This window comes from Maritalea sp., assembly GCF_051251695.1.
Classification (GTDB): domain Bacteria; phylum Pseudomonadota; class Alphaproteobacteria; order Rhizobiales; family Devosiaceae; genus Maritalea.
This window is the reverse complement of sequence record NZ_JBPOEU010000005.1, coordinates 110,163-129,347: the sequence shown is the minus strand read 5'-3', so window position 1 is coordinate 129,347 and position 19,185 is coordinate 110,163. Positions and strand designations below refer to the sequence as shown.

Below are 19,185 nucleotides of genomic sequence, written 5' to 3'. Positions count from 1 at the left end.
GGTTTAGCCCTTTAGATCTTTAGTTTTTGCAGCGTTGCCGCGTCTATTATGTCCCGCACCTTTTGTGTCGCTTCAGCTAAAAGCGCTTCATCTGAAGACCGCAACACAATTTGCGTCATGTATTTATCTAACCCCATTTGAGGGTAAGAGCCGATTTTGACCGTTGGGTAAGCATTTTGCAATGCCGCAAGTGGCTCTGAAAGCGAACTTTCCCCAACTTGAGAATCGCAGGAGGCGCTAAAGACCTCAATTCCCGTTTCAAGTTTAGGCGCAATCGCGTTCAACATGCCTTGCATAATCTTTGGAACACCAGCCATCACAAACACATTTTCCATGTGGATGCCCGGCGCACCTGAAACCGTATTTGCAATCAACTCACCGCCCTCAGGTATGCGCGCCATGCGCAAACGTCCTTCGTTCATAGGATAGTCGGCAAATCGGTCCTGCATCATCTTGATTGCGTGGTCATCAACATTCAATTCGACACCAAACGCATGCGCCACAGCGTCAGCGGTAATGTCGTCATGGGTGGGGCCAATGCCGCCAGTGGTGAATATGTACGTATATTTCACCCGCATCGCATTTATCGCGTCGGCAATTTCTTCAATTTCATCCGCCACGATTCGCGCTTCACACAATTCAATATTCATCTCGGCGCAAAAATCGGCCACGGTGCCAATATTTTGGTCCTTCGTACGCCCGGACAATATTTCGTCGCCAACAACAAGCATTCCCGCTGTTACACGTTTTTCAGATTGATTTGTGCTCATGTTTATCCCATTCCTTGCTTGACTGAATGGCCGAGCCAATCAACAATTGCAAGCCTAATCTAAATTGTGGCTAATGTCTGGAGGCCTGACTTGCGCTTACCTACTCCGCTGCTGCGTGGCACATTGATCAAGCGCTATAAGCGTTTCCTTGCGGACATTACGCTTGAAACTGGTGAAGAGATCACTGCCCACTGCGCAAACCCAGGTGCGATGCTGGGATTGAATATGCCCGGTTTACCCGTTTACATTTCAAAATCTGACAACCCGAAACGAAAACTGCAATATTCTTTGGAACTGGTGGAACTGCCAACCGGCTTGGTCGGCATCAATACGTCTTACCCAAACAAAATTATTGGTGAAGCCCTCAAGAGCAAACTGATCCCAGAATTGGGTGAATATGCGTCTTTTAAAGCCGAAGTTAAATATGGAGAGAACTCGCGGGTGGATTTTTTGCTGGATGAGCAATCGACACATAAAACATATTTGGAAGTCAAAAATGTCCACTTGTCGCTAGGAAACGCGTTGGCACAATTTCCAGACTGCGAAACAGATCGCGGCGTTAAGCACTTGAAAGAATTGTCAAATATGGTGGAGCAAGGTCATCGCGCGATCAATCTATATCTCGTGCAACGCACAGATTGTGACCGGTTTTCTTTCGCGCCCGATTTGGCACCCAAATATGCTGCGGCAGCATTAGCAGCTCAAAACGCAGGGGTTGAATTTTTGTGTTATGATTGCGACATAAATGTTGAAGAAATTTGCATCTCATCAAGGCTTCCAATTTTGTTGCCTACAAGCTAATTTGCGCCCAAATTAAGTTGAGAGAACTATGGTCACCTATTCTACAGCAAAACCAAATCAAAAGCGCACCCCGGGCATTATCCCCCTCCATACTGAGGAAGGTTTTGAAGGTATGCGCAAAGCCGGTGCCCTAGCAGCCCAGGCACTTGATCTGATGTACGAACACGCCCAACCCGGCGTTACAACGGCAGAACTAGATCGCATCGCCTACGAGTTTGCAAAAGACAATGGCGCAGTGCCAGCGACGTTGAATTATCGCGGCTATCGCCATTCAATTTGCACCAGCATCAACCATGTGGTGTGCCACGGCATTCCAAACGGCAAGCAGCTTAAAGGCGGCGACATCGTCAATATCGACATAACCTTGATTGTTGATGGTTGGCACGGTGACACCAGCCGTATGTACCCGATTGGCGATATTTCGCGCAAAGCGGAGCGCTTAATCGAAGTGACCTATGAAAGTTTGGCCCGCGCACTTGCTGTGGCGAAACCCGGCAACACGACAGGCGATATCGGCGCGGCCATTCAGGAATATGCTGAGGGCGAACGCACTTCTGTGGTGCGCGATTTTGTGGGACATGGTTTGGGCCGACTGTTCCATGACGAGCCCAACATTTTGCATTTCGGCACCCCGGGCAGCGGCGCAGAACTGAAACCTGGCATGATTTTCACCATTGAGCCGATGATCAATTTGGGACGTCAACACGTTAAAGTGCTAGCTGATGGCTGGACCGCCGTGACGCGAGACCGCACACTTTCAGCACAATGTGAGCATTCAATTGGCATTACAGAAAATGGGTGTGAGATCTTCACCCAAAGCCCAAATGGCCTTTTCAATCCAATGGAAGCCCGCACCAAATGAATGATGGGCAAAAGCCATCGGGCTTGAAGAATACTGAAGGGTTTTCAGAAAGCCCGCAGCCGCATTATCACGGCCATCGCGACAGGTTGCGGGCGCGGTTTCAGTCTTCAGGCGCACAGGACTTACAAGACTACGAGCTACTAGAGCTTTTGTTGTTCCGTATTTTGCCGCGCCGCGACACGAAACCAATCGCCAAAGCATTGATTGATCGGTTTGGAAGTTTTGCCGGTGTGCTGTCAGCTTCGCCACAAATGTTGCAAGAAGTCGATGGGTTGGGGCCAAACGCAGTGGTCGACCTCAAAGTGATCCAAGCCGCAGCGCAACGTTTCTCGAAATCAAAACTGCCCGAACGACCAACATTGGGATCGTGGACTGAACTGCTGGAATATTGCCACACCCAAATGGCATATGAAGACAAAGAACAGTTTCGGATTTTGTTTCTCGACAAGAAAAACAAGCTAATCGCAGACGAAGTTCAGCAGGTTGGCACTGTCGATCACACGCCAGTATATCCGCGTGAAGTGATCAAAAGGTCTTTAGAACATTCCGCTACTGCGCTGATATTGTTACACAATCATCCATCTGGAGATCCGACCCCATCAGGCGCCGACATTCAAATGACCCGCGCCATTGATGAAATCGCAAAGCCGTTGGGCATCACAGTGCATGACCACATTATCATCGCTAAAGACGGTCATGCCTCAATGCGAGGCCTTAAGCTTTTTTGATCAATTAGGTCCGCAAGATCGGGGGTAAAATGCCGCGAACGGATTTGTAAAAGTTAAATAGCGTCTTGTTGGTTTTCACCGCATATTTGGTTTTTTGCAAGACGGTCTGCAAAGCCATAAAGCCCCATCCGACGACAGTGCGTGGAATAAAACGATTGCACACAGGCTGTAATTCGTTGCACCAGCGTCGCTTCTCGTCAGACTCTCCAACACCGATATCCACCATTGTGTAGCCGTTTTCTTGATCCAGCTCGCTTTTCAAAATTTCAAGCAGACATTGATTACCGGGAGATCCCACCATGACTTCCTCGTCGGTACTCATGGATGAAATCAACATGAACAAATCTTTGCCATGCGCAATGCAATATCGAGATGCGATAAGCTCATCATCAAGGTAAAGCGCATAAAAAATTGGAGTTACCGACCGCGCCTTCTTAAATACGTCAAAATAGGACTTGCGAACTGTTTCGTCGGCAAATGGATTTTCAATATCCAACTGTTCAAAACGCTTGCGCTTTTGCTCAAACATCTGCGTCAGAGCAAGTTTCACCTCAGCAGGTTTTTCCAACTTAACCAGCTTAACTTCGCCCAAAGCGTCTAACTTTTGGCGGTGTTGTTTGTCCCGTCGACGGCGCTTACGATCCCGTTGTGATTTATCCGCTTCTTCCCAACCTTCAAATTTCGACCGGTAAACGTAATCACAAACAGGCTTATTGCCCTGCCCTTCAAACGCTTCAAATTCCACTTTTTCACCGGTCGGAATGCCGGGTAGGTAAACCGCATCAGAAGGTGGCAATGCTTGCAACAATTCTCGCCAAAAGCGCTGGCGTTTTTCGTCGCTCAATTTCGCCATTATCGGTTGGTTGATCAATGGTGCGTTACACGCCACATGCGAGCCAACAAACCATGTCAATACCGTAGCACCAAGACGACGTGTAACCAAAAGAGGCAGCACGACAAATGGTTGTTTGTCAAAATAGGCTGTAACGAAAAACTGTTTTTGTTTGGGGATTTCGTGTTGCTCAATCCATGAACGGACAAAATCAAAGCTCTGACCAGGCGATTGCAAACCAAACCGCTCCAACGCACGCCATTGCGGCTCGACGTCATTTATGTCTGAAGTGACAGTAAACATCGGTTTCCACACTGAAAGTTGCCCCTCTGGCATCACATCAGAATTCAACTGGTTGCGGGTCTCGGCCAAAATCAAATTTCTGCTCCACGAATAATCTGGGGCAACCTTGCAAAATAAACATTAAAAACAACACAAACTCTAGCAAACTTCGTGATGAATGGTTCGACCAATACGATATAGGGTTAATACTAACCAAAATTCTGCAGTATCGGGAACGTCTCCAGCAGCCAAAAACTGATGCGGGTAAAATCGCCAGTTAAAAACAGAATGCCGGTGACCACCAAAAATCCACCCATAATTTTTTCGACTAAACCAAGGTTTTTCTTGAACTTTGCGAAGAAATTCATGAACGGTCGCACGGCTAAAGCAGCCAAAAAGAATGGCACACCCAACCCAAGCGAATAGACAGCCAATAGGCCAGCCCCTTGCCATGCGGTTTCTGAATTTGCAGCAACCGGCAAAATCGCTGCCAGAATTGGGCCAATACATGGGGTCCACCCCAGCGCGAATGCCAGGCCAAGCAGATAGCCACCAAGCGGTCCAGATGCCTTTGATGGGCCTTCAAACCGGGCTTGGCGATAAAGAAATGGGAGCCTAAAGAGCCCAAGAAAATGCAACCCCATCACGATAATCGCGATGCCAGCGAGCGAGGTGAGCCACGTTAATGACGAACGCAAAAGCTCGCCAAACAGCGTCGCCGTCGCGCCCAACCCGACAAATATGGTTGAAAAGCCAAGAATGAAGAAAAGAGACGTCAAAACCGTGCGCCACCAAACAGCGCTGCCGGTGCTTCCTTCTTTGCGTAATTCCTCAAATGTCGTGCCGCCCATATAGCTGAGATAAGGGGGCACCAGCGGCAACACACAAGGCGACAAAAAGCTGAGAACGCCAGCACCAAAAATAACAGGTATACTAAGAGAAATCATAAGAACTCCATTCCAACCCTGTAATGCATCATCAATTCTATACAGGCAACCACCTCACTGTCGCACTCAAGCGAATGTGAATCTTGTTGAGAATCATCAATTTTAACTGTTTTGAGGCCGATTGGCCTCTGTTTGGCCATTGGAGCAATTGGCAGCACCAAAAACATGTGCTAACTCGCGCCGAACAAACCCCGTTAAGAACTGGACCTAAGCGATGACCGACTTGCCCATCAAGATCGCCCCTTCCATCCTTTCAGCTGACTTTGCACGCCTTGGCGATGAGGTAAAAGCAATTGACGATGCGGGATGTGATTGGGTTCATATCGACATTATGGATGGCCATTTTGTACCTAACATTTCATTCGGTCCAATCGTTATTGATGCCATTCGCCCCGTCACCAAAAAGTTCTTCGACGTTCATTTGATGATCGCGCCAACAGATATGTATCTGGAAGCATTTGCCAAGGCTGGTGCAGACGCCATCTCTGTTCATGCCGAAGCAGGCCCTCATCTAGATCGCTCGTTACAGGCCATCCGCAATCTTGGCAAAAAAGCAGGTGTGGCGCTTAATCCAGCGACCCCGGTTTCAGCCATCGAGAACGTGCTTGACCGTATCGACTTGATTGTCTTGATGAGCGTAAACCCCGGATTTGGCGGCCAAGCTTTCATTCCCCAAACGCTTGAAAAACTTCGCCAAGCAAAGGCGTTGGTCGGCAACCGTCCAATTGACATTGAAGTTGATGGCGGTGTAACTGAGGACAATGCTGAACAAATCGCAGCAGCCGGTGCAAATGTGCTTGTCGCAGGATCATCGGTCTATAAAGGAAATGTCCCGTCCACTTATGGTCCGCGCATTGAAGCAATTCGAAACGCGGCGAATAAAGGCCGCGCGTAAGGACATTAAATTGACGATCGCGAACACAACGCGCAACGCGCTCTATTTCATCTTTTTTACCCAACCCATCATTCTGGGCGCATGGCTGCCCCGTATTCCTGAAGTTCAGGAAAAGCTGATGCTTAGCCCCGCTGAGCTGGCCATGTCTTTGATCGGCGCGCCCGTTGGCACACTTTTTGTGTTGCTGTTTGCCGGTAAAATCGGCGATGCGTTGGGGGCAAAAAAGACAATGGCAATATTCTACCCATTGTTTTTTATTGCGATGTTTTTGCCGTTTCTCGCCCCAAGCCAATTCACGCTCGCCGTCGCCTTGGCGGCGTTTGGTTCAAGCATTTCAATTCTTGAATTGGGCATGAATATTTCTGCAGATCAGGTCGAAAAGCATCACGATAAATTGGTGATGAGCAAGGCACATGGCTTGTGGAGCTTCGGCCTTATGGCGGGGACCCTAATCGGTGCTGGCGCGGCGACGCTGGCTGTCGATCCGCTCATCGTCAATGTTGGACTGACCATTTTGTTTTTACCCACAGCATATTTTGCAATAAACAAATTATCGATTCCCAACCATCAAAAGCCAGTAAAATCAGAGAAGCGCACAGGCTTTGCAATGCCGCACCCTATATTGCTGGCGATATGTGCATTTACATTTGGCACAACGCTGGTTGAAGGTGCGGTTGCCGATTGGGCTGCTATTTTTATGCGCGACGCGCAAAATGCAGGGCCAGGGCTTTCCGGCCTCGCCCTTACTGTCTTCACACTTATTGTTGCTGTTACCCGCTTGTCAGGTGACCGACTGCGTAAAATCCTCAGCACAGAAAAACTTGCTTTTGGGTTGGCATTTGTTGGGCTAGCTGGTGTCGCGACAGTATATTTCTCGCCCAACATATTTGTTGCCTTTATCGGTTTTGGCATGATCGGCTTGGGCGCATCGCTTGCCTTCCCGCTTGCCGTTAGCGCCGCCGCAAATGCACCAGGGCGCTCAGTTGCGAGCAATGTCGCAACCCTAACATTTTTAGCCCTCACCGGCTTTTTGGTCGGCCCTATCAGCATCGGCTTCATCGCGGAATACACGAACATCCGCGTTGGCCTGCTTGTTCTGGGTCCAGCGCTAATGCTCAGCGCTCTCTTAGCCTTCTCATTGAAACCAAATCCATCCACGCCGACAAACGAAAGCCCTGCATCATGATCCCTCGCTATTCCCGCAAGCAAATGACTGATATTTGGTCACCTGAATCAAAGTTCAAAATTTGGTTTGATATTGAAGCCCATGCCGCCAGCGCCCAAGTCAAACAAGGCGTGGTGCCGCAAGAGGCGGCGGACGTCATCTGGGCAAAAGGCAAAGACGCGCAGTTCGATGTGGATCGGATCGACGAGATCGAGCGCGAAGTCAAACATGACGTCATCGCATTCCTGACCCACCTAGCGGAAATCGTTGGCCCAGAGGCCCGTTTCGTTCACCAAGGCATGACATCGTCGGATGTGCTGGACACATGCTTTAATGTTCAGCTGGTCAAGGCAACTGACTTGTTGCTTGAGGACATGGACAAGCTGCTCGCCGCCCTTAAAAAACGCGCCTTCGAGCATAAAATGACCATCACCATTGGCCGCAGCCATGGCATTCACGCAGAGCCAACAACTTTTGGCATTAAGCTGGCCCAAGCATATGCTGAGTTTGATCGTTGCAAAAAGCGCTTGATCAATGCCCGTGAAGAAATCTCAACATGTGCGATCTCCGGTGCCATCGGCACATTCGCCAATATCGACCCAAGCGTTGAAGAATATGTGGCGGAGCAAATGGGATTGTCTGCCGAGCCTGTTTCAACCCAAGTGATCCCGCGTGATCGCCACGCCATGTATTTCGCCACACTGGGCGTGGTTGCGTCGTCAATTGAACGCCTAGCGGTTGAAGTGCGTCATCTCCAACGCACCGAAGTTTTGGAAGCCGAAGAGTTCTTCTCTAAGGGACAAAAAGGCTCGTCAGCCATGCCCCATAAACGCAATCCAATTCTAACGGAAAATCTGACCGGGTTGGCGCGGATCGTTCGTATGGCCGTCACTCCAGCAATGGAAAACGTTGCCCTTTGGCACGAGCGCGACATCTCGCATTCTTCCGTTGAGCGGATGATCGGCCCAGACGCGACAGTGACGCTTGACTTCGCGCTCGTGCGCCTAACCAACGTCATTGAAAACCTGCTGGTTTATCCAGAAACCATGAAAGCGAACATGGACAAGCTTGGCGGTTTGCACAACTCACAGCGTGTATTGTTGGCCCTCACCCAAGCTGGCATGTCGCGTGAAGACAGCTATAGCGCCGTCCAGCGCAACGCGATGAAAGTTTGGCGCGGCGAAGGCGAATTCGCTGCCTTCCTAAAAGCTGACGAAGACGTTTCTGCATCACTTACAGACGCACAGATCGACGATATGTTCGACGATGCCTATCACATGAAACATGTGGACACGATTTTCACACGGGTATTCGGCGAAGCTTAAACTAAGTAGGCACGAACCAATATGACCGTCACACCTTGGTGTGGCGGTTTTTTTGCGCCCAAATTGCGCCCGTTCTCACGCTACGCAATTTGCTTGACGAATCCTGTGTTGCAACGCCTAACTCTTTTAAATCCCAGTTGAAGGAATGAAACTTGCCCGCACGCGACGTTTTTCTTGCCACACTTGTTGTCGCAATTTGGGGACTGAATTTTGTTGCGATAAAATTGGGTGTGCAGGAGGTCCCGCCCCTATTCCTTACCGGTTTACGGTTTTTGTTTGCCGCAATCCCCCTCGTGTTTTTCGTCAAAAAACCAGCCACGAATTTGCGCTCCATAATCGCCTATGGCCTGTGCTTAGGGGCCATTCAGTTTGGGCTGTTGTTCTTCGCCATAAAGCTGGGTATGAGCGCGTCACTGTCGTCAGTCGCCATGCAGCTTCAGGCGTTCTTCACCATCGGCATTGCATTCGTTGTCCTAAAAGAAGTGCCCAAACCTTGGCAGATTGTAGGCGCAATTATTGCATTTTTGGGCATTGCGATCATGGGCAGCGAGCAAGCGGCCAACGCACAGCTGGTTCCGTTTACAATGCTGATCATTGGCGCGCTGTTTTGGGGCATTTCGAACATCATCGCTAAAAAGGCTGGGCAAATCGACATGTTCAGTTTTGTCATTTGGACCAGCTTGGTGCCGCCAATTCCTTTGTTTGCCATGTCGTGGTTGGTCGAAGATCAAACCGCCATTTTAAACACCTTTACCAACCCGACATTGATCGGCACAGGCGCGATAATATTCCTCGCCTACCCGGCAACAATTTTCGGGTTTGGAATTTGGAACCAATTGCTCAAAAAGCATCCGGCAAGCCTAGTGGCACCATTTTCATTGCTGGTGCCGATTTTCGGCATCCTTTCTGGCTTCTTGATTTTGGGGGAAACAATGTCTCCCCTCGCAATCATTGGCGGCGCGGTTATTTTTGCGGGTCTGTTACTCAATGTATTTGGTGGGCGTATTTTTGCCCGCCGAGCCAACAAAAGTACTTAGGCGACTTGCGCGAATGAGCCCATAATATCTGGCCATCCAGTTGGTGCCGAAAGATCGCTGCGCACGGTCTGTGCAGTTTCCCCATATCGATCCAACTCAGAATGGGTAAGGCGAACGGCACAGCCATCCCCTGATGGTTCGAACGTCAACAAAAGCTCGGTATATGTGTCTGGGTCAAAATTCCATTCAGCATCCAGATGCCAAGCTAACGAGATACTTTTACCTAGTACAAAGCTCAGTACACGTCCCCACTCACAGCGCTGTTCACCGCAAACTTCATACCAACTGCCGCCTTCTTTCAATTCCATGACAAGGCCAGTCCTTGGGTTATCGCCGATCGAATGAGCTAAAGGCCAAAATTTATGCATTTGCTCAACAAAGAATTGAAATGCTTCGTGTGGTGATTTTTTAGTTGTTACATCAACGACTATGGGTTCAATCATATTTACTTTCCTCATCCTTGTCTGCTGCTTCAGCAAAATTGTGCATTGTCTGTGTCCAATAACGGTCTAGCCAGTTCCTCAACTCACCTAATGCTTGAGGGTTGGCCGAATAAATTCGCTGACGGCCAACCTTTTTCCCACACACCAAGCCTGCGTCATCCAACAGTTTTAAGTGTTGGGAAACCGCTGGCCTAGTCACCGGCAATCGGTCCGCGATTTCTTGCACGCCCTGCTGCTTTGCAGACACGATTTCAAAAATCGTGCGACGCGTCGGATCACCAAGGGCCATCCACATTTGATTTGATTGTTCTGTGTTTAATTCGTAAGTCATTACTAACCGTTAGTATTTACTTACGCATATGTCAAGCAACTTTCTGTTTGGTGTATTCTCAATTTTGCTTGCGCAGGTGTCACAAATTATGCACCAAAGGCAGTATGAAAATATCAGAAGCAGACATATTGATCATCCCCGGATATCAGGGTTCACCCGAAGGCCATTGGCAACATGGTTGGGTTCAAAAAATGGCTAATGCACGATTTGTCGAACAGGAAAACTGGAACAAACCAGATAAAGACAAATGGGTCGAAAACATTTTGCAAGCCATCATGATGGCGACCCGGCCAGTTGTTTTGGTTGGCCACTCTCTGGGCAATATTGCAATTGCCCATACAGCTAAGAAGCTCGTCGACACTAAAGTTGTCGGTGCATTGCTTGTCGCAGCGCCAGACCTAGATCGCAAAAAAGGCATACCAAAGCAAATCATGGGCTTTGCGCCAATTCCACGCGATCCATTGCCTTTTCCCTCAACGCTAATTGCATCTTCAAACGATCCGTTTTGCGAAGTCGAAGCGTCGGCAGAAATGGCAGCCGCTTGGGGCTCTGCCTTTAACAATGCGGGCGAACTCGGCCATGTTAATCCAAGCGCTGGTTTTGGTCCTTGGCCCGAAGGCCTTATGGCATTCGCCAACCTGATGAAAAAAATCTAAGCCGATGCGCTAATTGGTGCGTGCTGGCCATTGGGTGTGGTGACCATCAATTACATAAGTATGGCTGTGGCGCACCGCCTCATGCATGTGTGGATGTTTGTGGGGCTCCGGCCCCTCCCATCCCTCGTGGACATGTTGATGGTGTGGTCCGTGATAGTGCAAATGATCGTGATAAAGCTCATCATGCTGATGCAGAATTTGTGTTGGCTCATCGGTTTGCCAAGTCTGCTGCGACCAGAACATCATCACCAAGGACACCACAGCAAACAGCATAAACGCAAATTGGAAACCAAATTCGTTCGCCAGCCACCCGGCCAGTGGATAACTCACCAACCAACAGGCGTGGCTTAATGTGAACTGGGCGGCAAAAAGCTTTGGTAAATCCTCGTCGTTTGCCGAACGTCGCAGCACCCGCCCCGCGGGCGTTTGCACCAGTGAATAGCCTATGCCCAAAACAAACCATGTTAAAAGTAGCAGTTCGAACTGGCCCACATACGCGCCAAGCAAAAGCATAATGCCCAGCAACCATCCGCCACGCCGCATAATTGCCTGATCACCCAATCGGCTTACCAATCGTGGCACCATAAGCGCCGCAACAAGCGAGCCCAGCCCAAACGCGCCCATCGCGATGGCAACCATGCTCTCATCACCACCAAACTGCACACGCACCAAAACAATCGTATTGACGATCACCATTGCGCCAGCAGCGGAAACCACAAAAAACATGGCCAACATCCCCCGAAGGCGGGGCGTCTTTCGGTAAATTTTGAAACCTTGGGAAATCTTGTCTTTCACACTCAAGGCTTTGTCTTGCATGTCAATTATTTTCGGCAAAGTTGCTGACATCACCAATCCAGCCGAAATGACAAATGCACCCGCATTCGCGACAAAGAAAATGTCAAAACTCACGAACAACAGCAGCGCTGCTGCAATTGTCGGGCTTAATAGATTTTCCAAATCATAAGCCAAACGCGCCATGCTCAGCGCCTTGGTGTAATCTTCCTCATCTTTAAACAATTGAGGAATAATCGATTGAAAGGTCGGGGTAAATCCAGCCGAACAAGCATTGAGCACAAAGATCAAAACATAAATCTGCCACTCAAACACCACGAATGGCAAAAACAGCACACAGGCCGCACGGGCCAAATCCAATATGACCAAAAGCCGTTTTCGTCCCTCGGGCCTTACGAGGCCACCAACAACAGGCGCAAAAAATATATAGGCAATCATTTTGATTGCCAGCGCGGTGCCCAACACCAACCCGGCACGATCTCCCGCGATTTCAAATGCCAGCAAGGCCAATGCAATGGTGGTCAGACCAGTGCCCGCCAGAGCAATCAACTGGGCGCCGAACAGTTTTCTAAATGTCACATTTTGAAAGATCGCCATATAGCGCCCAAACTACCTTCACGTTTCTTGCGATGTCAGCACAGCGCAAAACAAAACGCAAAAGAAATGCAATATACTCGAAAGGAAATTTGTAGGCCGAACAGGCAATCTATGCCGCACTTACGATGCAACAACGCTAGTACATCTGATTGGCAACGCGGCCCCCGAAATACAGGGGCCGCGCTGAGTTTTACATTTTTGCTTTAACGTAACTGCGCATACCAAGGTAAAGGCTAACGCACATTGCTAACAGCACAATGGTGAACGGGAAGCCCGTTGAAACGGCCATTGCTTGCAACCCAGTAAGCGCACTTTTACCACCCACAAGTAGCAGTGTTGCCGCGACGACACCTTCAAAGACACACCAGAAAACACGTTGAGGAACTGGCGCGCCAGTCTTACCACCTGCTGTGATCGTGTCGATAACCAGCGAACCGGAGTCCGACGACGTCACAAAGAACACCAGTACGAGCATAATGCCCAATAGCGACGTCACAGAAGCAAGCGGCAATTGTTCAAGCATAACGAAGAGCTTGAGCTCTTGCGCAACACCAAGCACAGGGGCAGCAGCATCGGCCATCACTTGCGACACAGCCGTACCACCAAATGCACCCATCCAAATAACACTGGCCAGCATCGGGATGATGATAACACAAGCTAGGAATTCACGCACTGTGCGACCCCGCGAAACCCGCGCAATAAACATGCCGACAAATGGTGACCAGGAGATCCACCAAGCCCAGTAAAACGCCGTCCAGCCCTGTGAGAAGTTCGCATCTTCGCGTCCGAACGGATTAGAAAGCGGGATGATTTCGCGGGCGTACGCAATACCACCAGAGATGATCGTTTCAATGATGAGCATCGTCGGCCCAACAATGATGATGAACAACAGCAATAGAACAGCCAGGCCAATATTGATCTCAGACAAGATCTTAACCCCGCCATCAAGGCCACGGATCACTGAGATGGTTGCCAATGCGGTAATAATCGAAATGAGCACGATCTTAGCAATATTACCAGTGCCCCAGCCAAACAAGAAGTTGAAACCAGCCAATGCTTGCTCTGTCCCGAAGCCAAGCGAAGTCGCCAAACCGAACAAGGTTGCGAACACCGCAAGGATATCGATGACATGGCCCGGCCAGCCCCACACTCGCTCGCCCAAAATTGGGTAAAACGCGGAACGCAAAGTCAACGGCAAGCCATTGTTAAAGCTGAAGAACGCTAACGAAAGCGCGACGACGGCATAAATTGACCATGGGTGAAGTCCCCAGTGGAAAATGGTTGCAGCCATACCAAGATCACGCGCGGCAATTGCATCACCAGCTGCGCCGCCAAGCGGTGCCCAGTCGGCGCGACTACCAGCTTCCATTGTTGTTCCGCCAATGGAAGAGGCAAAATGCGACATGGGTTCTGAAACACCAAAGAACATAAGGCCAATGCCCATGCCCGCAGCAAACAGCATCGCGAACCAACCCAGATAGCTATAATCCGGTCGCGCCTCTTTGCCGCCCAGACGGATTTTGCCCATGGGTGAAACCATAAGGAACAGGCAGAAAAGCACAAATATGTTCGCTGCGCTGAGGAAGAACCAGTCAAATGTTGATGTAAGGAATGGGCGCAGCCATCCAAAAAATTCGGTGGCTTGGCCTTGCAACATCAGCGTGATGATAACGAAGGCGACGATGGCAACACTTGAAATGGCAAAGACTGGATTGTGGATATCAAAGCCAAATGGCCTCACATTGTCCTGCCCGATTTCAAAGTCAGTTTCAACGGGATGAGGCACATCCACGTTTTGGTCGTTAGGTGTATCAGTCAAGAATTCTCCTCACAGAATCGGCCTTAGCCCGTTAAGGCCGGGCTTTTCATTTAGCGATTCAATTATTGTTTTGCGGGGTATCCGCTATGCAACATGGTAGCAGGCTAGCTTATAAAAGCAACCGAGCGGCCGTTAGGGCGACTTAGCGATCATTTTGATCGCCACTGAAACAGATACAAAGATTGCTTCGCACTCAAAGCTGGATCGCTGTTTCTTCTTTTGCGGTCCGGATGACGATCATCGTGAAAAAGCGAGCAACATTGTTCTGATCGCGGAATAGATCGTCACAAAGCGCGTCGAATTCTTCCATGTCCTTCAAACGAAGCATCAAAACGACATCCGTTGCGCCGGTAACAGCATAGGCATGCGAAACAGCCTCTTGCGTGACCGCCGTGTCTAAAAAACGACGCATATGCTGTTCGCCGTGCAATTTCAGTTCCACCGTAACCATGGCCTTGATCAAGCGTTGTGCCTTCACGGGGTTTAGGATCGCGACAATTCGCTCGATTATGCCTGATTTGTGCAACCGCTGAACACGGCGCAAGCAAGTCGAGGGTGACAAGCCAACCTCATCCGCCATATCAACATTGGTGCGCGAAGCGTCGCGCTGCATAAGATTTAAGATTTTCCGGTCGATGCGATCCATTTTGCAAGTATATCCGCAATCAGTCGCCTTGCAATAAAATTGCAAACAAGCGCAATCTTTGACCACAAATTCGAACATGGTCGGGATAGGTGTTTGAGGCAACCCGAACGGAGCCCCGAATGGCAATTTTGACGACGATCTTTCGCAACACAAAGCAATCACTTGAAATCTATTGGATGCTCGTGCGGGTCATGGTGCCAATCATGATCATAACCGAACTTTTGTGGCGGATGGGTGCGATCAAGGCCGTAGCGCCCACCTTTGCACCCGTCATGAATTTGGTAGGGCTGCCCTCAGAACTCGGCCTTGTTTGGATGACCGCAATGCTTGTCGGCATTTGGGGTGCCATTCCCATAATTTTCACCCTCGTTCCAGTATCGTCCCTGTCTGGAGCGGATGTAACGGTATTCTCGGCACTCATCCTGTTCGCCCATGGGTTGCCTATGGAGCAAAAGATCATTCAGATGGCAGGTCCAGGCATGATCACAACCACAGTGCTGCGCGTCTTGGGTGGCCTGATCTACGCCTTCGTGCTGCACCATATCCTTGCCGCAACAGGCTGGTTGTCAGCGCCAGTTAACCCGGCTTGGATTCCGATGAGCGCCACACCTGATTGGATCGAGTTTTTCCGGGGTCTTATGGAAACCATGATCTGGATGCTTATCATCCTTGTCGGACTGTCTTGGGGCCTCGAACTCCTCAAAGTAACCGGCGTGCTGGCCTTGTTGATGAAGTCACTTTCGCCGTTTTTAAGGATTGCTGGCATTAAAGGCGAAGCTGGGCATCTCACCGCAGTCGGATTGTTTTTGGGAATTTCCTATGGCGCAGGCCTTCTCATCCGGGAAGCACAGTCGGGCACCGTCTCACCACGGCAGGTATTTCTATCATGTGTGTTCATGGGCTTCGCGCATAGCGTAATTGAAGACACCATTCTCGTGATATCAATTGGCGCTGATGTTTATGGCGTTCTTGCCGGTCGGCTCGTATTTGCCATCGTCGCCACTGCAGCAATTTCCATTCTGCTTCGTCATGTGTCTGACAAAACGTTCTTCACCTGCATGTTTAGGCAAAGAGACAATACGCTTCAACGCAAGGACGAGCAGTTACAACCAAGTCACAAAAAAGGCCCCGCCAAAGACGGGGCCTAAAAACTCGATCAGCAATTGAGCGACTAGTTGGTCGCTTTGACCTGCTCTTCAGCCTCAACGTATAGGCTTCTCATTTTCGCTCGAAGGTCATCGTCAGACATTGCCACATTTTTCGCATCGAAATCGCCGCGAACTTTGCGGAAAACGTCTTCGTCACCTGCTTCTTCAAAGTCAGATGCGATGACCGCTGCCGCATACGCGTCAATTTCAGACGCAGCAGAAATACCCATTTGCCCGGCAGCCCATTGACCCAACAGCTTGTTGCGTCGCGCTTCAATTTTAAACTTCAGCGCTTCGTCATGCGCATATCTGGCTTCTTCAGCCTTTTTACGATCATCAAGTCCGGACATATGTTGGTCTCCGATTAAAAGGATGAAGCCCAATGGCCTCGTTACAAACGAAATAGTGCGAATGGGCGAATAAATCAACGATACAAAGTTCGATTTCGCCCTCAATTATAGTTCAAATGTCCAAATTCGTCTTGATTGGTGTCAATTTCTTTGGATCACAGCCCTCAGCATCAACCATTCGGCGATAAATCTCTTGCTTTTTTGCCCCAAAAAGGCGCAATAAGCGGACAAAGCTTCAATCCTGATCAGAATCACGGGGAACCAGATGAACCGTCGTCGCAAAATTTACGAGGGCAAGGCCAAAACTCTATATGAGGGCCCTGAACCCGGCACACTTGTGCAACATTTTAAAGACGATGCCACCGCTGGAAATGGCGCCAAGCATGAAGTCATTGAAGGCAAAGGCGTTCTGAACAATCGAATTTCAGAACACATCTTCACGAAATTGAATGAGTTGGGCATACCGACCCATTTTGTGCGCCGCATGAATATGCGCGAGCAATTGATCCGTGAAGTCGAAATTATCCCAGTTGAGGTTGTCGTGCGCAACGTGGCCGCAGGATCGATCTGCCCACGACTTGGCTTGGAATCAGGTACACGCCTGCCCCGTTCCATCATCGAATTCTACTATAAAGACGATGCATTGAACGATCCTATCGTTTCTGAAGAACACATCACAGCGTTTGGTTGGGCCAACCCACAAGAGCTTGATGACATCATGACACTCGCCGTGCGGGTCAATGATTTTCTTTCTGGTCTCTTCATGGGCGCCGGCATTCAGCTTGTTGATTTCAAAATTGAATGTGGTCGCCTTTATCAAGACGACACAATGCGCATTGTTTTGGCGGATGAAATTTCCCCAGACAATTGCCGCTTGTGGGACGTAAAAACCAAAGAAAAACTGGACAAAGATGTTTTCCGTCAGGGAACAGGCAGTCTTGTGGACAGCTACCGCGAAGTCGCGCGTCGACTTGGCATTCTTGTTGAAACAGACAATGCTTTGACCACTGGCCCACGTTTGGTGAAATAACGGGCCTTTTTCCTATGGCCTTGGAGCCACTAAATAAATTGAATGGTTAGAACAATGAACGCACGTGTTTTTGTTACGTTGAAAAATGGTGTCTTGGACCCACAGGGTAAGGCAATTGAAGGTGCATTGGGCAGCTTGGGTTTTGATGGTGTTGACGGTGTCCGCCAGGGTAAAATCTTTGACCTGAATGTGAACGCATCATCCAAAGAAGAAGCCGAAGCTAAAATTGTGAAAATGTGCGAAAAACTGCTTGCCAACACAGTGATTGAAAACTATTCAATCGAGCTGCGGGATTAATTTCCACTTTTTTGCCACATTTGGCGGAACCTTTCAGTTATCAAATCGTTAACTTGCCAAGATATGAACACAATTCAATCTTGAGCAACGAGGACACTATGCTTAAATCAATCGCACTATCCATTATGTTTTTTCTCGCCATGGGTGTGTGGGTTGGCGCTTACGCGTCTTTGCCAGTTTAGCCCCACGCAAGTCGACAGCGTAAGGTTTACGAACAACTTTACGCATTTACACTAATAATTAATCACCCTTTACGAAAATCGCCAAGATCGCATTCTCGTGATCGTTCCATTCATTCAAATCTGGTAAATTGACCTCAACGCATTAGTATTGAGGAGCGTTAGAATGAGCCAGAGCCAACGTCTTGATTGGGTTGATGCCGCCAAAGGCATATCAATTCTTTTGGTTGTAATGTTGTACGCCACCAATAGCGCAGGTGAAGCCACCAACAATATTGGTGCGTTACACTATGTCATTGGATTTGCGACACCATTCCGTATGCCTGAGTTCTTTTTGATCTCCGGCTTGTTCCTCGCCAGTGTTATTGCCCGTCCATGGGCAAAATTCGCGGACCGTCGCGCCGTGCATTATTTATACTTCTATGTGCTGTGGGCCATCATTCACATCGTGCTTAAAGTGGGCATAGCATCACGCGACCCCGGAATGGCGCTAGAGGCTTTAGGGTGGGCCGTAATTCAGCCTTATGGCGTGTTGTGGTTCATCTATGTTTTGGCACTGACCAGCCTTGCAACCAAAGTTCTTATGGAATTGCGCATCCCGCACTGGCTCGCATTTGCAGGCGCTGCGGCTCTTAACTTGGCGCAACTGGATACGCAAAGTTACGCGCTCGACCAATTCGCGCGCTACTATGTGTTCTTTTACGCAGGCTATGCATTCGCCCCGTTCATTTTCAATGTCGTTGACAAAGCGATGAACGCGCCCAAAGCTGCACTGGCTATCTTGGCCATTTGGGCACTTGCAAATGGCGCATTGGTTTTCACGCCCGGCTTCGTCGCCGAACCGGGACACTTCACCATGGGATTGGCAGAAATACCGGTCATCAAAATTGTACTAGCGCTTATCGGAACGCTCGCCTTATGCGTTGGCGCAGGATTGCTCACCAAAGTAAAATGGATGGGCTGGCTCAGCTATATTGGCAAACGTTCGTTGGTCATTTATGTGGCATTCGTTTTACCGATGGGAATTGCCCGCACCATTTTGGTCAAGTTCAATTTAGTGACGGACACGACACTATTGAGCATCGTTACAATGCTCATCGCATTAATCACCCCATTGATCGCTTATTGGGTTGTGCAGAAGATCAATTTCGGACATTTCTTGTTCACCCGCCCAGCGTGGGCAAGCTTGCCGCAAAGCCGCTCAAAACCTGACCAACCAATCAAATATGGTTCGCCAGCTGAATAAGCACACA

21 protein-coding genes are annotated in these 19,185 nt (G+C 49.3%); 12 read left to right on the top strand and 9 right to left on the bottom strand.

The annotated features are described in order from the left end of the window. Positions 1-11: 11 nt before the first annotated feature. Complete coding sequence (locus ACSHWX_RS04165; protein WP_435666929.1) at positions 12-770, bottom strand: competence/damage-inducible protein A; 759 nt, start codon at positions 768-770, stop codon at positions 12-14. 90 nt (positions 771-860) lie between these two features. On the opposite strand from ACSHWX_RS04165, the gene sfsA reads away from it, so the two are divergent. From sfsA to radC, 3 genes are read left to right on the top strand one after another with little or no spacing between them, the layout of a single operon-like run. After that, positions 861-1,571 (top strand): DNA/RNA nuclease SfsA, encoded by a 711-nt coding sequence (gene sfsA, locus ACSHWX_RS04160; RefSeq protein WP_435666928.1) that lies wholly within the window; start codon positions 861-863, stop codon positions 1,569-1,571. Between the two features lie 28 nt (positions 1,572-1,599). Continuing rightward, positions 1,600-2,433 carry a type I methionyl aminopeptidase gene (gene map / locus ACSHWX_RS04155; protein ID WP_435666927.1) on the top strand — a complete coding sequence of 278 codons (834 nt, stop codon included), beginning with the start codon at positions 1,600-1,602 and terminating at the stop codon, positions 2,431-2,433. Continuing rightward, a complete protein-coding gene (gene radC / locus ACSHWX_RS04150; RefSeq protein WP_435666926.1) occupies positions 2,430-3,161 on the top strand; it encodes a RadC family protein in 732 nt (243 codons plus the stop codon). Before map ends, radC begins: the two co-directional genes overlap by 4 nt. Before the next feature lie 4 nt (positions 3,162-3,165). Here the strand turns inward: radC and ACSHWX_RS04145 are convergent, their stop codons facing one another. Together ACSHWX_RS04145 and ACSHWX_RS04140 are read right to left on the bottom strand one after the other, a co-directional pair. Next, positions 3,166-4,371, bottom strand: a complete 1,206-nt coding sequence (locus ACSHWX_RS04145; RefSeq protein WP_435666925.1) for a GNAT family N-acetyltransferase — start codon at positions 4,369-4,371, stop codon at positions 3,166-3,168. A gap of 113 nt (positions 4,372-4,484) precedes the next feature. Then, entirely contained in the window at positions 4,485-5,222 is a 738-nt protein-coding gene (locus ACSHWX_RS04140) for a cytochrome c biogenesis CcdA family protein (protein ID WP_435666924.1), read from the bottom strand. A gap of 214 nt (positions 5,223-5,436) precedes the next feature. Between ACSHWX_RS04140 and rpe the strand changes: the two genes are divergently transcribed. The 4 genes from rpe (at position 5,437) to ACSHWX_RS04120 (ending at position 9,644) form a co-directional block, all read left to right on the top strand. After that, entirely contained in the window at positions 5,437-6,117 is a 681-nt protein-coding gene (rpe, locus tag ACSHWX_RS04135) for a ribulose-phosphate 3-epimerase (RefSeq protein WP_435666923.1), read from the top strand. A gap of 10 nt (positions 6,118-6,127) precedes the next feature. Further along, a complete protein-coding gene (locus ACSHWX_RS04130) occupies positions 6,128-7,303 on the top strand; it encodes an MFS transporter (RefSeq protein WP_435666922.1) in 1,176 nt (391 codons plus the stop codon). After that, positions 7,300-8,607 carry an adenylosuccinate lyase gene (gene purB, locus ACSHWX_RS04125; RefSeq protein WP_435666921.1) on the top strand — a complete coding sequence of 436 codons (1,308 nt, stop codon included), beginning with the start codon at positions 7,300-7,302 and terminating at the stop codon, positions 8,605-8,607. Before ACSHWX_RS04130 ends, purB begins: the two co-directional genes overlap by 4 nt. 152 nt (positions 8,608-8,759) lie before the next feature. Continuing rightward, positions 8,760-9,644, top strand: a complete 885-nt coding sequence (locus ACSHWX_RS04120; RefSeq protein WP_435666920.1) for an EamA family transporter — start codon at positions 8,760-8,762, stop codon at positions 9,642-9,644. On the opposite strand, the gene ACSHWX_RS04115 is transcribed toward ACSHWX_RS04120, so the two are convergent. Together ACSHWX_RS04115 and ACSHWX_RS04110 are read right to left on the bottom strand one after the other, a co-directional pair. Beyond that, positions 9,641-10,087 carry an SRPBCC domain-containing protein gene (locus tag ACSHWX_RS04115; protein WP_435666919.1) on the bottom strand — a complete coding sequence of 149 codons (447 nt, stop codon included), beginning with the start codon at positions 10,085-10,087 and terminating at the stop codon, positions 9,641-9,643. The two genes, ACSHWX_RS04120 and ACSHWX_RS04115, sit on opposite strands and share 4 nt — an antisense overlap. Further along, positions 10,080-10,418 carry an ArsR/SmtB family transcription factor gene (locus ACSHWX_RS04110; RefSeq protein WP_435666918.1) on the bottom strand — a complete coding sequence of 113 codons (339 nt, stop codon included), beginning with the start codon at positions 10,416-10,418 and terminating at the stop codon, positions 10,080-10,082. The genes ACSHWX_RS04115 and ACSHWX_RS04110 overlap by 8 nt, the downstream gene beginning before the upstream one ends. Before the next feature lie 104 nt (positions 10,419-10,522). Between ACSHWX_RS04110 and ACSHWX_RS04105 the strand changes: the two genes are divergently transcribed. Then, entirely contained in the window at positions 10,523-11,074 is a 552-nt protein-coding gene (locus ACSHWX_RS04105; RefSeq protein WP_435666917.1) for an RBBP9/YdeN family alpha/beta hydrolase, read from the top strand. A gap of 9 nt (positions 11,075-11,083) precedes the next feature. Here the strand turns inward: ACSHWX_RS04105 and ACSHWX_RS04100 are convergent, their stop codons facing one another. From ACSHWX_RS04100 to ACSHWX_RS04090, 3 genes are all read right to left on the bottom strand, one after another. Beyond that, complete coding sequence (locus ACSHWX_RS04100; protein WP_435666916.1) at positions 11,084-12,463, bottom strand: MFS transporter; 1,380 nt, start codon at positions 12,461-12,463, stop codon at positions 11,084-11,086. A 190-nt stretch (positions 12,464-12,653) separates the two neighbouring features. Next, positions 12,654-14,282 carry a BCCT family transporter gene (locus ACSHWX_RS04095; RefSeq protein WP_435666915.1) on the bottom strand — a complete coding sequence of 543 codons (1,629 nt, stop codon included), beginning with the start codon at positions 14,280-14,282 and terminating at the stop codon, positions 12,654-12,656. 193 nt (positions 14,283-14,475) lie between these two features. Then, positions 14,476-14,928 carry an Lrp/AsnC family transcriptional regulator gene (locus tag ACSHWX_RS04090; protein WP_435666914.1) on the bottom strand — a complete coding sequence of 151 codons (453 nt, stop codon included), beginning with the start codon at positions 14,926-14,928 and terminating at the stop codon, positions 14,476-14,478. A gap of 119 nt (positions 14,929-15,047) precedes the next feature. Here ACSHWX_RS04090 and ACSHWX_RS04085 point away from each other — a divergent pair, with 119 nt between their 5' ends. Next, entirely contained in the window at positions 15,048-16,076 is a 1,029-nt protein-coding gene (locus tag ACSHWX_RS04085; protein ID WP_435666913.1) for a nucleoside recognition domain-containing protein, read from the top strand. A 23-nt stretch (positions 16,077-16,099) separates the two neighbouring features. On the opposite strand, the gene ACSHWX_RS04080 is transcribed toward ACSHWX_RS04085, so the two are convergent. Further along, positions 16,100-16,426 carry a DUF1476 domain-containing protein gene (locus ACSHWX_RS04080; RefSeq protein ID WP_435666912.1) on the bottom strand — a complete coding sequence of 109 codons (327 nt, stop codon included), beginning with the start codon at positions 16,424-16,426 and terminating at the stop codon, positions 16,100-16,102. 265 nt (positions 16,427-16,691) lie between these two features. Between ACSHWX_RS04080 and purC the strand changes: the two genes are divergently transcribed. The 3 genes from purC (at position 16,692) to ACSHWX_RS04065 (ending at position 19,178) form a co-directional block, all read left to right on the top strand. Beyond that, a complete protein-coding gene (gene purC, locus ACSHWX_RS04075; RefSeq protein WP_435666911.1) occupies positions 16,692-17,456 on the top strand; it encodes a phosphoribosylaminoimidazolesuccinocarboxamide synthase in 765 nt (254 codons plus the stop codon). A 54-nt stretch (positions 17,457-17,510) separates the two neighbouring features. Next, positions 17,511-17,753 carry a phosphoribosylformylglycinamidine synthase subunit PurS gene (gene purS / locus ACSHWX_RS04070; RefSeq protein ID WP_435666910.1) on the top strand — a complete coding sequence of 81 codons (243 nt, stop codon included), beginning with the start codon at positions 17,511-17,513 and terminating at the stop codon, positions 17,751-17,753. A gap of 345 nt (positions 17,754-18,098) precedes the next feature. Next, on the top strand, positions 18,099-19,178 hold the full coding sequence (locus tag ACSHWX_RS04065) for an acyltransferase family protein (protein ID WP_435666909.1): 1,080 nt from the start codon (positions 18,099-18,101) through the stop codon (positions 19,176-19,178). Positions 19,179-19,185 lie beyond the last annotated feature (7 nt).

What these genes read in the sequence shown, in the direction of transcription:
- ACSHWX_RS04115 (WP_435666919.1), bottom strand. Translation starts at nt 10,087, where the DNA reads ATGATTGAACCCATAGTCGTTGATGTAACAACTAAAAAATCACCACAC.
- purS (WP_435666910.1), top strand. Translation starts at nt 17,511, where the DNA reads ATGAACGCACGTGTTTTTGTTACGTTGAAAAATGGTGTCTTGGACCCA.
- rpe (WP_435666923.1), top strand. Translation starts at nt 5,437, where the DNA reads ATGACCGACTTGCCCATCAAGATCGCCCCTTCCATCCTTTCAGCTGAC.
- purB (WP_435666921.1), top strand. Translation starts at nt 7,300, where the DNA reads ATGATCCCTCGCTATTCCCGCAAGCAAATGACTGATATTTGGTCACCT.
- purC (WP_435666911.1), top strand. Translation starts at nt 16,692, where the DNA reads ATGAACCGTCGTCGCAAAATTTACGAGGGCAAGGCCAAAACTCTATAT.
- map (WP_435666927.1), top strand. Translation starts at nt 1,600, where the DNA reads ATGGTCACCTATTCTACAGCAAAACCAAATCAAAAGCGCACCCCGGGC.
- radC (WP_435666926.1), top strand. Translation starts at nt 2,430, where the DNA reads ATGAATGATGGGCAAAAGCCATCGGGCTTGAAGAATACTGAAGGGTTT.
- ACSHWX_RS04080 (WP_435666912.1), bottom strand. Translation starts at nt 16,426, where the DNA reads ATGTCCGGACTTGATGATCGTAAAAAGGCTGAAGAAGCCAGATATGCG.
- ACSHWX_RS04090 (WP_435666914.1), bottom strand. Translation starts at nt 14,928, where the DNA reads ATGGATCGCATCGACCGGAAAATCTTAAATCTTATGCAGCGCGACGCT.
- ACSHWX_RS04140 (WP_435666924.1), bottom strand. Translation starts at nt 5,222, where the DNA reads ATGATTTCTCTTAGTATACCTGTTATTTTTGGTGCTGGCGTTCTCAGC.
- ACSHWX_RS04110 (WP_435666918.1), bottom strand. Translation starts at nt 10,418, where the DNA reads ATGACTTACGAATTAAACACAGAACAATCAAATCAAATGTGGATGGCC.
- ACSHWX_RS04165 (WP_435666929.1), bottom strand. Translation starts at nt 770, where the DNA reads ATGAGCACAAATCAATCTGAAAAACGTGTAACAGCGGGAATGCTTGTT.
- ACSHWX_RS04105 (WP_435666917.1), top strand. Translation starts at nt 10,523, where the DNA reads ATGAAAATATCAGAAGCAGACATATTGATCATCCCCGGATATCAGGGT.
- ACSHWX_RS04085 (WP_435666913.1), top strand. Translation starts at nt 15,048, where the DNA reads ATGGCAATTTTGACGACGATCTTTCGCAACACAAAGCAATCACTTGAA.
- ACSHWX_RS04065 (WP_435666909.1), top strand. Translation starts at nt 18,099, where the DNA reads ATGAGCCAGAGCCAACGTCTTGATTGGGTTGATGCCGCCAAAGGCATA.
- ACSHWX_RS04100 (WP_435666916.1), bottom strand. Translation starts at nt 12,463, where the DNA reads ATGGCGATCTTTCAAAATGTGACATTTAGAAAACTGTTCGGCGCCCAG.